General features: G+C 71.0%; 7 protein-coding genes. 6 read left to right on the plus strand and 1 reads right to left on the minus strand.

What is annotated here, in order from left to right; genetic code table 11:
* Nucleotides 1-170 precede the first annotated feature (170 nt).
* The 6 genes from VLJ82_RS08550 (at nt 171) to VLJ82_RS08575 (ending at nt 15,066) form a co-directional block, all read left to right on the plus strand.
* Nucleotides 171-9,833 carry a DNRLRE domain-containing protein gene (locus VLJ82_RS08550; protein ID WP_408662914.1) on the plus strand — a complete coding sequence of 3,221 codons (9,663 nt, stop codon included), beginning with the start codon at nt 171-173 and terminating at the stop codon, nt 9,831-9,833.
* 4 nt (nt 9,834-9,837) lie between these two features.
* Nucleotides 9,838-10,353: a hypothetical protein gene (locus tag VLJ82_RS08555; protein ID WP_408662915.1), complete on the plus strand. Its 516-nt coding sequence runs from the start codon at nt 9,838-9,840 to the stop codon at nt 10,351-10,353.
* Between the two features lie 71 nt (nt 10,354-10,424).
* Nucleotides 10,425-11,825 (plus strand): PQQ-binding-like beta-propeller repeat protein, encoded by a 1,401-nt coding sequence (locus tag VLJ82_RS08560; protein WP_408662916.1) that lies wholly within the window; start codon nt 10,425-10,427, stop codon nt 11,823-11,825.
* Between the two features lie 124 nt (nt 11,826-11,949).
* Nucleotides 11,950-12,438 (plus strand): hypothetical protein, encoded by a 489-nt coding sequence (locus VLJ82_RS08565; RefSeq protein ID WP_408662917.1) that lies wholly within the window; start codon nt 11,950-11,952, stop codon nt 12,436-12,438.
* Between the two features lie 52 nt (nt 12,439-12,490).
* The gene (gene purD, locus VLJ82_RS08570) at nt 12,491-13,744 is read left to right on the plus strand and encodes a phosphoribosylamine--glycine ligase (protein WP_408662918.1); all 1,254 of its coding nucleotides are present in this window, start codon (nt 12,491-12,493) and stop codon (nt 13,742-13,744) included.
* A gap of 80 nt (nt 13,745-13,824) precedes the next feature.
* Nucleotides 13,825-15,066, plus strand: coding sequence for an alpha/beta hydrolase (locus tag VLJ82_RS08575; protein WP_408662919.1), 1,242 nt, complete (start codon nt 13,825-13,827; stop codon nt 15,064-15,066).
* Between the two features lie 138 nt (nt 15,067-15,204).
* On the opposite strand, the gene VLJ82_RS08580 is transcribed toward VLJ82_RS08575, so the two are convergent.
* The coding region (locus VLJ82_RS08580) for a bifunctional metallophosphatase/5'-nucleotidase (protein ID WP_408662920.1) at nt 15,205-16,302 on the minus strand (1,098 nt) is incomplete at its 5' end.

Below are 16,302 nucleotides of genomic sequence, written 5' to 3' on the forward strand. Positions count from 1 at the left end.
AAAATTATGTCGGATTCATAACTTTCTCTCATCTGAGCCTGTTACGTAACGCTTCGGGAGATATAGCCTTTCGCCACCTTTTGGACCTGGCTTCTTCGTAGGTGCGGAGTTTCCCCGCCCAGAGGCCCGGTCAGCCACGACCGGATGCTCCGCCGCCCCCGGAGACTCCCATGGCACGCACCTCGCTTCGCCCTGCCCGCATCCTCTGCCTGCTCACCAGCGCCACCCTGGTGACCGGCATGGGAACGGCGGTGACCTCCTCGCTGACGCCCAAGGCGGCGGCAGCGGCACCGGCAGCCAGCGACGCCCGGCCCGGCGAGCTGGTGAACCACCGCACCCGGACCTCGATGACGATCCGCAAGAGCGACGGGACGCTGCAGACCATCCTGTCCGCCGGGGCGGTGCACTACTGGACCGCCAGTGGCTGGAAGCGCATCGACAGCGAGCTGGTTGCCGCCGATGAGGCCGGATTCGCCTACCGGAACAAGGCGAACAGCTTCCGGGCCCAGTTCAAGGGAGCATCCGACGGCGAGTACCTGCGGGTGAGTGCCGCCGGCCGGGACTTCGGCCTCAGCCTGCAAGGGGCCGGCCAGGCCTCGGCGAAGGCGGCGGGCAACGGCCTGGTCTACCCGCACGCGCTCGGCAACGTCGACCTGCGCTACGACGTCCTCGCCGACGGCGTCAAGGAGACGCTGGTGCTGCCGGACGCGTCCTCGCCGAGCACCTACCACTTCCTGCTCAGCGCCAGCGGCAACGCGGCGTTCCGCGCCGAGCGCCGACCGGACGGCTCGTGGGCCTTCTACAGCGGCACCTCGCTGGCACCGGCCTTCCTGCTGGACGCGCCGGTGGCGCTCGACGCCGGCGCCACCGGACACCCGTCCGCCCAGACCGGACGCAACGCCACCCTGGACGTGAAGAAGACCGGCCAGGGCTTCACCCTGACGCTGGACCTCGACCGGAGCTGGCTCAAGGCGCCCGAGCGGCGCTTCCCGGTGCGGCTGGACCCGACCATCACCATCAACCCGCCGGTCGAGGACGCCTCGTTCGCCGCCAGCTGCGCCAACTGCCTGCCCTACGTCAGCGACAAGATCTACACCGGCACCGACAGCAACTACGCCTGGCGCGGTGCGGTGCAGTTCAACCTCGGCGACCTGCCGGCCGGTGCCGACGTCACCAGCGCCACGCTGCAGGCCTACTGGCAACCGCTGTGCATCACCGCCGGCACCGGCTTCTGCAACGGCACCTCGCACCAGATCGACGCGCACCTGATGACCACGTCGTGGAGCACCAGCAGCACCAGCGGCGCGCTGGGGTATGCCAGCACGCCGATCGGCAGCGCCACCGTCAGCCCCGCCGCGGTGGGCACCTCGCCCAGCTGGGTCAGCTGGCCGGTCACCAGCACGCTGCGCGACTGGCAGGCCGGGGTGAAGCCGAACTTCGGCGTGCTGCTCAAGCGCGCCACCGAGCCGCTCAATGCCAGCGGCCCGGTCTTCTACGGCCGGCGCAGCAGCGATCCCGCGCTGCAGCCGCGACTGGTGGTGACCTACCCCGGCGACGGCGTCAACCTGCTGCCGCCGGCCACCCTGCACAGTGACGGTGCCGACCTGCGCTGGACCCCCTACCCGAGCGACGCGACCGCGCCGTTCACCGGCTACCAGCTGCACCGATCGACGGTGGCCTCCTTCACCCCGAACGCCAGCACCCTGCTGACCACGATCACCGACCGGGCCGTCACCGGCTACCGCGACACCACCGCGGCAGCGGGCCAGACCTTCACCTACAAGGTGGTGACCGGATCGGTGGTCAGCAGCGGGCGGACCGTCTCGCTGCCGGCGGTGGGGCAGGCCAGCAAGATCCTGCAACCTGCCGCCGAGGACGGCACCGGCACCACCATCGCCTACTTCCCCAGCCTGGTGAACTGCGCGGGCTACGGCGCGGAGAGCCTGTTGTGGGTCGGGCCGCAGAGCGACGCCACCAACCGGGCACTGCTGCGCTTCGACCTGCGCGACATCCCGGCCGGCGCCACCATCACCAGCGCGGTGGTCTCGGCCTGGCATCCGTACACGATCAGCTCGGCGCAGACCGTCCGCGCCTACCCGGCCACCGCGGAGTGGAGCGAGGGCACCGCGCACAGCACCTGCAGCCGGGACAGCGCCACCTGGTACAACGCCTACGGCGGTGTGCCGTGGGCAGCCAACGGCGCTGACTTCGACGGCACGGCCGCCGCCACCGTCACCCACGCCGGTGGCGAGCTGCCGGCCTTCGACAACTTCGACATCACCCTGCTGGCGGCCAAGTGGGTGACCGGCGCCGTGCCCAACCACGGCCTGGTGCTGAAGCAGGACCAGGAGACGCCGGGCACCGGCTCGCTGCTGAGCTACCACTCCGACGACTTCTCGGTAGCGCCCAGCCTGCGCCCGAAGCTGGTGGTCAGCTACGCCGACGGCAGCCGCCCGGTCGGGCCGACGGCCGCGGTGTCCGCGCCGCTGAACGGCGCCACCGTCGGCGGGTCCGCCGTCTCGCTGGCGGCCGCCGCCTCCGACGACCGCCGGGTGGACCAGGTGGACTTCCTCGTCGACGGCACCGTGGCGGGCAGCGACTCCACGGCACCCTTCGGAGTGACCTGGAACAGCACCGCGGCCGGCGCCGGCTCGCACACCGTGACCGTCCGGGCCACCGACGACGCCGGCAACACCACCACCTCGGCCTCGGCCACCGTCACGGTCGACAACTCGGCCGTACCCAGCACCAGCGTCACCTCGCCGGCACCGGCGGCCGGCAGCAGCGTGACCGGTTACCGCACCGCGGTGAGCGCCGACCACCCGGCCGGCTGGTGGCGGCTCGGCGAGGCGTCCGGACCGGTGCTGGCCGACGCCTCCGGCGGCGGGCACGACGGCGCGGTGATCGGTTCGCCGGTCCTGGGCGCCCGCGGCTCGCTCGGCAGCGATCCCGACACCGCCATGCAGAGCGGCGATCAGGGCACCGGCTCCTACGGTTCCGTGCCGGCCAGTTCCGGCTGGGCGCTGAACGGCTCGTTCACCCTGGAATGGTGGGGCAAGGCCCTGGGCCTGCTGGCCTACAACCCCGGCTTCCTGCGCACCGGCGACGACTACACCGCCGGCGACGGCTGGAGCGTGGGCTGGAACTCGCTGGAGCACTCGCACTACCTGGCCTTCGTCCGCGACGGCCAGGAGTACCAGAGCTTCGCCGACGACAGCAGCGACCCCCGGTACTACGCGGTGGTGTACGACAGCGCCGCGCACACCCTGCAGTGGTACATCGACGGCCAGCCGGATGTGCAGTACACCGGCGTCACCTTCTCCGCGTGGAACGGCACCGCCCATCCGCTGGAGATCGGCCGCGGGTACGACCCGTCCACCGTGCGGGTGGACGAGCCGGCGGTGTACTCCAGCGCCCTGCCGGCGGCCCGGATCGCCGCGCACTACACCGCCGGCTCCGCCGCCGCCCCCGAGGTGACCGCCACCGTGCCGGTCGCCGCGAACGCCGCCGACGACCGCGGCGTCACCGCGGTGGACTTCCTCGCCGACGGCGTCCGGTACGCCACCGACACCACCGCGCCGTACCAGGCGTCCTGGAACACCCTGGACCCGGCGGCCACGGTTCCCGACGGCGTGCACGTGCTGACCACCCGGGCCTACGACACCAGCGGCCAGGTCACCACGTCGGCCGACGTGCCGGTGACAGTCGCCAACGCCAAGGGCACCCAGTACCTCGGCACCACCGGCACCACCGAGGTGCCGGACCTGATCCCGGCCGACCCCGCGGTCACCCAGCCGGTCCAGGTGACCGTCACCAACGACAGCGCGGTCAGCTGGCCGGCCACCACCGTCGTGGACTCCAGCTGGATCAGCCACGACGCCACGCCGGTCACCACCGCCGGCACCTCGGCCGCGCTCGGCACCAGCCTCGCACCGGGCGACACCACTACGGTCCGGCTGAACGTGCCGGCCCCGACGCTGCCGGACGGCGCCCAGCAGGCCGCGTACACCCTCAAGGTCGACCTCAAGGATCCCGCGACCGGAACGGCCTACGCGGCCAAGGGAAACAAGCCGGTCACCAATGACGTGCAGGTCGCCAAGTCCCTGGAGGACACCCTCGGCCTGGAACGCTGGCACCAGTACCGGGGCACCGACCTCGGCGCCGGCATGCAGGACCTCGTCGACATCGCCAACGGCAACAACCTGTGGCGCTGGACGCCCAGCGACTCGCCGGGCCGCGGGCTGTCCACCGTCGTCGACCTGACCTACAACAGCCTGGAGAAGAGCGGGCCGTCCCCGGTCGGGCCGGGCGTCAGCCTGTCGGTCAGCTCGCTGACCCGGTTCGGGCTGCCCATCGACATCCATCCCAACAAGGCCGACAGCATCGGCGGAAACGCCAAGCGCTACGTGGTGATCACCGACGGCGACGGCACCACGCACCGGTTCGACGGGGTCGCCAACGCCGACGGCACCTGGCGCTACGAGGCGCCGCCGGGGGTGCACCTCTACCTGCGGCCCACCGGCTCGACCGACCCGGCACGGACCTGGGCCTTCAGCCGGCCGGACCGGGTGACCTTCTACTACGACGCCGACGGCTACCCGACCTCGGTCGAGGACGCCAACGGCAACCGCATCACCTACACCCTGGAACGGATTCCGCCCGGCGAGGACGGCGGCCCGGTCAAGAAGCGCATCACCGCCGTCACCGATCCGGGCGGGCGCAGCTACCAGCTGGCCTACTGGAGCAAGGCCGAGGTGAAGAAGGCCCAGGTGCGCGGCGAGCTGAAGCGCCTGACCGATCACAGCGGCAGCGCCTGGGACTTCGACTACTACGACGACGGCAACCTGCGGGTGATCACCCAACGCGGTGGCACCAAGGCAGACGGTTCGGCCCTTGCCGACCGGCGGTTCGTGTTCACCTACACCACCTCCAACGGCGACGCGCCGGCGATCAGCGACCCCGCGCTGCGCGTCGACCCGGATCCGAAGACCCCGAACCAGTCGGCGCTGGTCTACAGCATCCGCGACCCGCGCGGGGCGGAGACCCGGTTCAGCTACTACGGCCCGGGCAGCTCGCAGCTGCGGGGCCGGGTCAACACCGTCACCGACCGCGCGGGCGTCGTCACCACCTACACCTATGACCTGACCGCCCGTACCACCACCGAGGCGGCCCCGCTGTCGCGCACCCAGGTCTACACCTGGGATCCGCTCGGGCGCGTCACCGTTCTGCGCAACGCGCTCGGCCAGAACACCACGCTAACCTGGAACGGCGACAACAAGGTCGTCACGCTCACCGAGCCAACCGGCCGCACGGTGAAGTACACCTACAACGCCAACGGGTACCTGACCAGCACCACCGACCAGCTCAACCACACCACCCTGCTGGAGATGGAAGACGTCGCCGCCGACGCCAACGACGTCGCCGGCAAGTGGCAGGGCGGCCGGACGATTCCGCACTACAGCCAGCTCAAGTACAAGACCAGTGCTCGTGGCACCGCGACCGCCACCGTGGGCGACTACCGGTGGAGCTTCGGCTACGACGCCCGCGGCAACCTCACCACCACCACCGACCCGACCGGCGCGCAGAAGACGCTGACCATCAACCCGGACGGGACGGTCAGCGCCGAGCGTGACGCCCGGGGTGGCGTGACCGGCTACACCGGCTACGACGCCAACGGCTTCCCCACCGTGGTGACCGACCAGATCGGCCGCAAGACCCAGCTGGGCTACGACAGCGACGGCCAGCTGATCTGGACCCAGGACAACCGGCACAAGGACTACACCGGCGGCAACCCCCGTGACTACCGGACATATCTGGACTACGACTCGTTCGGGCGGATGGGCCGCCAGAGCACGCCGAAGTCCACCGACGGCGACCGCGGCCTGCTGATCTGGAGCGGCGCCGACTTCGACGCCGACGACAACACCGTGCTCGACATCGACCAGCACTACGGCCGGCAGTACACCCCGAGCATCGCGTTCCAGGTCAAGCACGCCTTCGACGCGATGGACCGGGAAACCCTCCGGACCGCCCTGGACACCTCGGCCGACCCGGCCGGTGAGCGCACCTCCATGACCTACGACGTGGCGGGCCGGCTGACGCGCATGACCCGGCCGCTCGGCGTGCAGAGCACCACGATCGCCGACGACCACGCCGTGGACTACAGCTACGACCTGCTGGACCGCACCGTTCGGCAGGCGGTGTACGAGGTCGACGCGGCCGGCGTCCAGAAGAGCGTGCAGTACAGCCACACCTGCTACGACCTGGCCGGCGACGCGGTGCGCACCGTCGCGCCGCGGGCCAACCGGGCGACCATCTCCTGCACCGACGACACCGTGCCGTTCCTGACCAAGGCAACCTACGACGCGGCGCACCGGCTGCTCACGGTGACCGACGCCGCCGGCCGGATCACCCGCACCGGCTACGACGACGACAACAACGTCACCTCCCGCACCGACGAGGCCGGCAACGTCGAGACCACCGAGTTCGACCAGCGCGAGCTGCCGGTCAAGAGCGTGCAGCCGTTCACCGGCGGCACCACGCCGCGGGTGCTGACCACGCTGCTGGAGTACGACCCGAACGGCAACCGCAGCCGGGTCATCACCCCGCGGGCCTACGACGCCTCCAGCGACAAGCAGACCTTCACCTCCTACGTGACGCGCTACGTCTACGACGCGGCGAACCAGCTGACCCGTACCGATCTGCCCAGCACCGGACCGTCCGACCAGCACTACAAGCACCAGGCCTACGACGACATGGGCAACCTCGCCACCGTCACCCAGGACGTTACTCAGGACACGCTGGCCAACGTCCCGCAGAAGCTGCGGGAGGACCGCAGCTACTTCGACCCGAGGGGCTGGATTCGCACCAGCGACGACCACGTCAACCCGGCACTGCACTTCGACTACGACGCCAACGGGCGCCAGACCGCGCGCACGCCGGAGAAGAAGGGCTCCTCCGAGCTCGATCCCGACGAGCGCCAGGAATGGCACTACTTCATCGACGGAATGCTGCAGGAGCGTTCGGACGTTGGCGGGCAGAAGATCACCTACACCTACGACGCCGACAACGTCACCCGCACCATGACCGACGCCAGCGGCGCCAACGCCAACCGGCAACGCACCATGAAGGTCGAGGTCAGCCCGGACGGCCTGGACCGGCCGGCCAAGACCCGCCAGCGCAAGACGGACGAGACGCGCTGGAAGGCCACCCTGAGCAGCTACGACCTGAGCAACAACCTCATCCAGCGCATCGACGACCGGGAGGAGGACGATGCCGGCACCCAGCTCAAGGCGGGCCGGCAGAACGACTACACCTTCGACGGCACCGACCGGATGACCCAGCAGGTCGACCAGGGCAAGGACACCCAGGCCTCGACCTCCGACGACACCCGGATCAGCACCAGTTACCTGCCGCAGGGCTGGGAGCTGCAGCGCACCACCGACAAGTACGTGCCGGGCGGCAGCCCGGTGTGGCAGGCGAAGAAGGTCCAGGACTGGACCTACTTCGACAACGGCCAGCTCAAGACCATGTCGACCAAGAACGGCTCCGGCACCGTGCTGGAGTCCCACGACGTGAGCTACACCGACAGCGCCAACCGGTACGCCAACGGCAACCAGACCTCCGACGTCTTCAAGCGGAGCAGCCCGAACACCGGCACGCCATGCGCGAGCGCCACCTGCACCGCCCGGTACAGCTACGACGCGCGCGACCGGTTGGTCCACCAGGACAGCGGGGCCGGCGGAAGTGCCGACTACACCCTGGATCCAGCCGGCAACGTGGTCACCGAGGTCCAGTCCGACACCGGTACGACGAACTACACCTACCAGGGAACCCAGCTCGACACCGCCACCACCGGCGGGGTCACCAGCAAGTCGCACTACGACAGCCACGGCAACCTCGACTGTGTCACCGCTGCTACCGGTTCGGACGCCGACTGCAACAACGCCAGCGGCTGGCAGATCGACTACAGCTACGACGGCCTGGACCGGTTGACCGGGTACAAGGACACGGCCGGCGGCATCGACACCAGCTACGAGTACGACGCGCTGGACCGCCAGACCCGGCAGGAGAAGCACGGCAGCGCCGGCGGGCCGACCACCGACTTCAGCTTCCTCGGCCTCAGCGACAAGGTCACCAAGGAGGAGCAGCGGGGCACCGGTGGCTCGATCTCCCGCACCAAGGACTACAGCTACGACGCGTACGGCAGCGCCAACAGCATGACCGACACGCCGACCGGCCAGGCGTCCCAGCAGTACTCCTACGGCAAGGATCCGCTCGGCAGCGTCAGCCAGTTGATCGACGACACCGGCAAGGCATCGGCCGCCTACGGCTACAAGCCCTACGGCGACACCGACAGCACGCTGTCGGCCGGTGACGCCAACAAGGACGACCCGCGCAACCCGGTGCGCTTCACCGAGAAGCGCTACGACTCCGGTTCGCACACCCTCGACACCGGTGCGCGCCGGTTCGGCCCGTCCAACAACCGGTTCCTGCAGGAGGACCGCTATGCCGACGCGCTGTCCGACCTCGACCTGTCGACCGACCCGCTGACGGCCAACCGGTACAGCCTGGCCGGCGGGAACCCGGCGAACTTCGTCGAGGTGGACGGGCACTTCAGCATCGGTGGCATGCTGGGCGACGCCAAGGACGCCGTCAGCGGCGCCGCCGACTCCATCGGCGATGCCGCCAGCGACGTGGGCAGCGCGGTGGGTGGCGCGGTCAGCGACGCCGCCCAGTTCGCCTGGGACCACAAGGTCGCGATCGGGTCGGTGGCTGCCGGGATCGGCTGTGGCGCGCTGTCGGCCGGGCTGGCCGCGGCCGGCTGCGCGGCAGGGGTCGCGGCGGTGTCCGGTGCCATCGAGGCCAAGTCCGAATGCAAGGACGAGGGTGCCGGCTGCTATGCGAAGAAGATCGGTACCAGCGTGGCCCTGACCGCCGCCGGCGGAGCGGTGGGCAAGGTGGCCGGGGCAGGCTTGGCCAAGGTCGGCACCCGGATGCTCGGGCGCGAGACCGACGACGCCGCCCGGTCGCTGCGCGGGGCCGCCGAGGACTCCTCGCCCGGTGGTACCGCCGCCAAGTCCTGCATGAACTCTTTCACCGCCGGCACGCCGGTGCTGATGGCCGACGGTTCGCAGAAGCCGATCGAGCAGGTGCGCAAGGGCGATCGGGTGCTGGCCACCGATCCCGAGACGGAGCAGACCGCGGCCGAGACGGTGGTCACCCCGATCGTGCACGGCGGCCCGCACACCATGGTCACGGTCGCACTGTCCGACGGCAGCAGCATCACCGCGACCGACGAGCACCCGTTCTGGGACGAGACCGCCCACGCGTTCGTCGACGCCCAGGACCTGCATGCCGGTGACCGGGTGCTGACCAGCGCCGGGAACCGGCTGGTGGTCAAGGCGATCGCGGTGTTCGTGGCGGTGCTGGTCGCGTTCAACCTGCAGGTCGACCAGATCCACACCTACTACGCCGGCGTCACCCCGGTGCTGGTCCACAACGCCTGCGGTCCGACCAGTGAGAACTACCGGGGCCGGTTCAACGTCGACCTGGCCAGCCAGGGCAAGAAGCGGCTGCCGAAGGACTGGGACGCCCACCACCGGATCCCGCAGAGCTACCGGGAGCACTCGGAGTTCCAGGACTTCGACTTCGACGCGCCATCGAACATCCGCGGCGTCCAGAACCACCTCTCGGGCGACAATGTGCACAACCGGATCACCCAGACCTGGGCCAAGTTCCAGAAGCAGTATCCGAACGCCACCAGGTCGCAGATCGAACGCTTCGCCAAGCGGGTGGACCGGGGGTACGGGCAGCGATACTGGAGGGGCTGACGGAGTGGACCTGCAGGTGTGGAAGCAGGAACTGCGATCGACGATCAGCCGGTTGGAGGAGAGGTCGGAGTCGCTGCTCGGCTACCCGCTCGATCCGTCCGAGAACGTCGTCACCGATCCCGACGAGGACGTCCCGGCCGGCCTGCCGGCCGATCTGGAGGAGCTGTACCGGACGGTGGGCGCGGTGTGGCTGCCAGACGTCGGCAACAGCTACTACATACATTCGCCGGGCTTCCTGGCCGAGGCCGTGGCCCGCGGGATGCCTGTCGAAGCTGACACCGACGAGCTGACCGGCCGGATCGTGCCGTTCGCTTCCGGCGGCGACGGCACGTTCTACTGCCTGGCAGCCGATTCCGGGGCGGTGTGGGAACTGCCCGAAGGCGAGCTCACCAAGCAGGGGGTGTACCGGGGTGGCATGGGTGCGCCCCGGCTGGTCGCAACCGGCGTCGAGGAGTTCCTGGAGAAGTTGCTGGCCGCCGCCCGACGATTCGTCGAGACCGGAGAGATCACCAGTTTCTGACGGACCTCGCAGAGATCAACGATTCGGTTTCCTGGGCGGGCGAGGATGCGGCGAACGCCTACAGTCGAACGATGACGCGGCGTGGGCTGGTGGCCACCGGGCTCGGCCTGCTGCTGGCCGCCGGCTGCACCTCGGGTTCGGATCCGGCGCCACCTGCTGCCCCGGCATCGAGCCTGCCCAGCAGCGCGTCCGCGAGCAGCAGTCCGCCTGCCGCGACGAAGCCAGCCACGACGGACCAGGACTGGCCCACCTACCACGGCGACCTGCAACGCACCGGGGTCAGCCACACCATGCCGGCGGCGTCCGGCCGGCTGACCGCGACCAGGATCCCGCTGGACGGCCAGGTCTACGCCTCGCCGATCGTGGTCGGCGGCACCGTCATCGTGGCCACCGAGCGCAACGTGGTGTACGGCCTGACCCCGACCGGCGCCAAGCGGTGGTCGGTCACCCTGGGCAGCCCCACCGACCGGGACGACCTGCCGTGCGGCAACATCGACCCGCTCGGCATCACCGGCACGCCGGTCTACGACGCGGCCACCAAGACCGTCTTCGTGGTCGCCTCGATCGGCTCGCCGGTCCGGCACGACCTGGTCGCGCTCGACCCCGCAACCGGCGCGATCCGGTGGCGCCGGTCGGTGGACCTGCCCGGTGCCGACCCGCAGGCCATGCAGCAGCGGGGCGCGTTGACCGTGCTGAACGGCCGGGTCTGGGTGCCGTTCGGCGGCCTGGCCGGGGACTGCGGGCAGTACAAGGGCCGGCTGGTCGGGGTGCCGCTGGGCAATGGCGAACCGGTCGCGTACACCGTGCCGACCACCCGGGAGGCCGGCATCTGGACGCCGCCGGGAGCGACCGTGCTCAACGGCCACCTGCTGGTCGCGGTCGGCAACGGCGAGTCGGTCGGCGGCAGGTACGACTACAGCGACTCGGTGCTGGAACTGGACGGCACCGAGCTGGTGGACTCGTTCTCACCCAGCGACTGGGCCGCCCACAACGCCGCCGACCTGGACCTCGGCTCGCAGGGCCCGGCGGTGGTGGGAAACAAGTGGATCTTCATCGCAGGCAAGGACGGCGACGGGTACGTGCTGCGGGCCGGTGACCTCGGCGGTATCGGCGGCCAGCAGAGCCGGGCCGAGCTCTGCCGGTCCTTCGGCGGCACCGCGGTGGCCGGCGACACCGTGTACGTGCCGTGCGCCGACGGCCTGCGCGCGGTCCGGATCGACGATGCCGGCCGGCTGAGCCCCCGGTGGCACGCCGAGGAGTCCGTCACCGGCTCTCCGGTGCTCGGTGGCGGCCGGCTGTACTCGGTGAGCCCGGAGTCCGGCGTGCTGAGCGCGCTGGAACCGGCCACCGGCACCGTCCGCGAGCGGGTTGCGGTCGGTGCCACCAGCCGGTTCGCCACTCCGGCGATCAGCGGCAGCCGGCTGTTCGTCCCCACCCTGGCCGGCCTCACCATCGTCGACACCGCCCGCTGAGCCGGCCTGCCGGTGAAGACCGGGTTAGCGACGAAGTCCTCCCAGTTGCCAGGTTTGATGGGATACGCCAGGGTAGGCCAGCACCTCCCCTCCCCCCGTACCCCCGACAGAGTGGTGGACTCCCATGAAAAGAATCGTCGTGTTCCTGCTCGGCCTCCTCGCCTCGGTGACCACGGTGGTAGCGACCAGCTCGCCCGCGCTGGCCGTCACCAAGCTCACCCAGGCGCAGGCCGCCTCGCAGCTGTCCTCGGCCGGCGTCACCTGGAGTTCGAGCGGCGGCTGCACCGACCGGTACAACTCCACCTGCACCTCGTTCGAGCAGATCAACCAGAGCACCGTCTCCGGCGTGATCACCCTCAAGCGGTCCAGCGGCTGCTCGATCAACATCACCGGCGGCACCGAGACCGGCCACGCCAGCGGCACCTACAGCCACTGGAACGGCTACAAGGTCGACGTCTCGCACAACACCTGCAACAACAACTACATCCACACCTACTTCACCCGGATCGCCAACCGGGGTGACGGCTACCCGCAGTGGCAGGCCGCGTCCGGCAACATCTACTGCGACGAGGGCACCCACTGGGACATCACGTACTACACCTGCGGCTGCTGACCCGGCCCGCCCCGACGGGCCCGCGTACCCGCACTCGCTAGCGTGTGCGGGTATGCGGGTTCTCGTCGTCGGCTCCGGTGCTCGCGAGCACGCCCTCTGCCTGGCGCTGGCAGCCGACCCGGCGGTCACCGCACTGGTCTGCGCACCGGGTAACGCCGGCACCGCGACCGTCGCCGAGTACCGCCGGCTGGACGTCTCCGACCCGGCCGCGGTGGCGGCGCTGGCCGCCGAGGTCGCCGCCGGCCTGGTGGTGATCGGCCCGGAAGCACCGCTGGTGGCCGGCGCTGCCGACGCGGTGCGTGCCGCCGGCATCGCCTGCTTCGGCCCGTCGGCGCAGGCCGCCCGGCTGGAAGGCAGCAAGGCGTTCGCCAAGGAGGTGATGGCCGCTGCCGGGGTGCCGACCGCCCGGGCGCGGCTGTGCACCAGCGCCGAGCAGGTAGCGGCCGCGCTGGCCGAGTTCGGCCCGCCGTACGTAGTCAAGGACGACGGGCTGGCCGCCGGCAAGGGCGTGGTGGTCACCGACGACCCGACCGTGGCGCGGGAGCATGCCGCGGCCTGCGGGCGGGTGCTCGTCGAGGAGTACCTCGACGGGCCGGAGGTGTCGCTGTTCTGCGTCACCGACGGCACCACCGTGCTGCCGCTGCTGCCGGCCCAGGACTACAAGCGGATCGGCGACGGCGACACCGGGCCGAACACCGGCGGGATGGGGGCCTACGCCCCGCTGGAGTGGCTGCCGCCGGGCACGGTCGAGCGGGTGGTGCGCGAGGTGGCCCAGCCGACGGTGGACGAGCTGCGCCGACGCGGGACGCCCTTTGCCGGGCTGCTCTACGTGGGCCTGGCGATGACGGCGGCCGGGCCCCGGGTGGTCGAGTTCAACGCCCGGTTCGGCGACCCCGAGACCCAGGTGGTGCTGGCGCTGCTGGACTCGTCGCTGGCCGGCCTGCTGCACGCCGCGGCGACCGGAACGCTGGCCGGGCACCCGGCGCCGCGCTGGCGGCCCGGTGCTGCCGTCACCGTGGTGGTGGCGGCAGCCGGCTACCCCGGCACCCCTCGGCTGGACGACCCGGTCCGCGGTGGCGACCAGCCCGGCGTGATCCATGCCGGCACCCGGCGCGACGGCGACGGGGTGCTGCGCTCGGCCGGCGGCCGGGTGCTGTCGGCCACCGCGACGGGTGCCTCGCTGCCCGCGGCGCGGGAGGCCGCCTACCGGCTGGTGGCCGGCATCGAGCTGGCCGGCGGTCAATACCGCACCGACATCGCCGACCTGGCCTCCCGTCCGGGGCTCGGGTTCTCAGTCGACGCTTAGCGCTCTCACGCCGGCCGCCCAGCGTCGGCCGGCACTCTGGGTCATGCAACGGGAGGCCGCCGGGCGAGGGGGCACGGGCGATGTCGTTGATCGGCATGGCCACGCTGGTGGTGGCAGGACTGGGGGTCCTGCTGTGCTCGGTCGGGTTGCTGATGGCGTGGGACCGGCTGGCCGCACTGGGGAGGGCGCGCTGGCCGGTCCGCGCGCTGTGGCTCGGCTGCTGCCAGCTGACCGCGGTGCTGCTGGTCGGCCTGGTGGTCAACCATGCGTTCGTGTTCTACCAGTCCTGGTCGGAGCTGTTCGGGCTGCATCCGCAGGTGGACCAGGGCTCGGCCGGCGCCGGCACCCGGGACGTGGCCTTGCAGCCGGCGCTGCTGCACGACTACCGCACCGGTCACGGCACGGTGGTGTCGCTGCCGGTGCCCGGCACGGTGAGCGGAGTGCACGCCGCCCCGGCGACGGTGTACCTGCCGCCGCAGTACGGCGCCCCGGGCTACGCCGACCGGAGCTTCCCGGTGGTCGAGTTGCTGTCCGGCTTCCCCGGCGGGCCGCGCACCTGGATGCACGTCCTGCACGTGGCGGGCGTGCTGGACACCCTGATCGACACCGGCCGGGCGGCGCCGTTCATCGCGGTGATCCCGGTGCAGAACGTCGCCTCGCCGCGCGACACCGAGTGCGTGGACGTGGTGCACGGCCCGCAGGTCGAGGACTACCTGACCTCCGACGTCCGGACGGCGGTGCTGAGCGCCTTCCGCGCGTCGCCGGCCGGTTCGCAGTGGACCGTGATGGGTGACTCGACCGGCGGCTACTGCGCGCTCAACCTGTCGCTGCGGCATCCGGACCTGTTCGGCGCCGCGGTGTCGATCGCGGGGTACGACGCCGCGGCGCACGACCACACCACCGGTGACCTGTTCGGCGGCAGCGCGGTGCTGGCGCACCAGAACAGCCCGCTGTGGCGGCTGCAGCACGACCCGGTGCCGGCGTTGCGAGTGCTGCTCATCTCGACGCGGCCGGACCGCACCGCCTACCGGGCCTCGGTGCGGCTGGAGCAGGCCGCCCGGCCACCGCTGCAGCTGTGGCAGCTGACCCTGCCCACCGGCGGCCACAACTTCACCACTTTCTCCGCCGAGATCCCGGTCGGGTTCAGCTGGCTGTCCCGGCAGGTCGCCACGCCGCTGGCACCGCTGCCGACCGTCGCGGGCCTGGGCCCGCAACCGGTGACACCGGCAGCCGGCGAGCCGTCACCGGTCCGGCCGGTCCAGCACGCGAGTGAGCCGGTCCGGATCTCCGCCGCGGTGGTGCCGAGCCGGACCCATCGCTGAGGCCCGCCCGGACCCATCGCTGAGGCCCGTCCCGGGCCGGCCGCTGAGGGCCCCGCCCGGGCCCGGCGCTGACTCCGCAGCGCGCCGGACCCAGGCGGGCTCGGCCGAGTCCTGCCCGGGCAGCCTGGGCTCTGAAGCTCAGCCGGTGATGGTGATCGGCTGGCCGTTGGAGACCAGCTTCCAGTCCAGCGAGCTGAACACCGACGGGTCGATCACCTTGGCCGCCGACACCCAGTCGATGATCAGCTGCCGGATCTCGACCTGGGCGTTGTAGACCACCGGCGCGGTCTTCACACCCGGGAAGTTGCCGCCGCCGGACTGGCGGTAGTTGTTGATCGCGATCACGAACTGCTGGCTGTCGTCCAGCGGCGCGCCGGCGTAGGCCAGGTTCTTGATCCGCGAGCCGACCGGCTGGGCGATGTCGATGTCGTAGGTCAGCGGGGCGTCCAACCCGCCCATGATGTCGTAGTTGTAGTCCGGGGTGCCGTTCGGCGCGGTCGGGGTGACGGCGTTGGTGAGCTGGTCCGGGGTGAACGGACCGACGCCGCTGATCTGCTTGAAGTAGGTCGCCGAGTACTCCAGGTAGGCCCGCACCTGGGCGCCGGTGAACACGATGCCGAGCAGGGTGTTGTCGAAGATGTAGAGGCCCGCGACGTCGCGCACCGTGACGTCGCCGGCCGGGATGGCCGCCGCGGCGTTGAACGGGGCGGCGATCGACAGGATCGGCAGCCCGGCCGACGGCGAGCCGGCCAGTGCCTTCTTCACCGCGTCGGCCTGGACGTAGTTGATGAAGTCCATCGCGGCGGTGTCCTCATACCGCGAGGTGGCCGCCGACATCGCCGCGGTCGAGGTGCCGATCACCGAGTTGACGTACTCGCGCACCTTGGCGTGCTGCTGGGCCACCAGCGAGACGATGGCGCCGTCGGCATTGACGGTGTTGGAGTTGAGCACCGTGGCGCTGGACGAGCCGACCGTCCAGCGGCCGCGCTCCTTGACCAGGTCCAGGTCCATCACGGTCAGCCGCTCGCCCCACTTCAACGGCTCGGACAGCAGCACCTTGCGGCCGGTGGCGGTGTTGGTGACGAACCGCTGCGGAATCTCCAGGTGGGCGTGCCCGACCAGGATGGCGTCGATGCCGGGCACCTGCTCGGCCAGCAGCGTCGAGGCGTTCTCCGGCCAGGGCAGCGCGTCGCCGTAGCTGGAGGAGGTGTCGGCGCCGGAGTGGCAGGACACCAC

This window comes from Jatrophihabitans sp. (assembly GCF_035474675.1).
Lineage (GTDB): Bacteria > Actinomycetota > Actinomycetes > Mycobacteriales > Jatrophihabitantaceae > Jatrophihabitans_A.

Bases quoted from the DNA above. Each gene is read 5' to 3' on its own strand.
- purD (WP_408662918.1), top strand. From the start codon at position 12,491: ATGCGGGTTCTCGTCGTCGGCTCCGGTGCTCGCGAGCACGCCCTCTGC.
- VLJ82_RS08575 (WP_408662919.1), top strand. From the start codon at position 13,825: ATGTCGTTGATCGGCATGGCCACGCTGGTGGTGGCAGGACTGGGGGTC.
- VLJ82_RS08560 (WP_408662916.1), top strand. From the start codon at position 10,425: ATGACGCGGCGTGGGCTGGTGGCCACCGGGCTCGGCCTGCTGCTGGCC.
- VLJ82_RS08550 (WP_408662914.1), top strand. From the start codon at position 171: ATGGCACGCACCTCGCTTCGCCCTGCCCGCATCCTCTGCCTGCTCACC.
- VLJ82_RS08565 (WP_408662917.1), top strand. From the start codon at position 11,950: ATGAAAAGAATCGTCGTGTTCCTGCTCGGCCTCCTCGCCTCGGTGACC.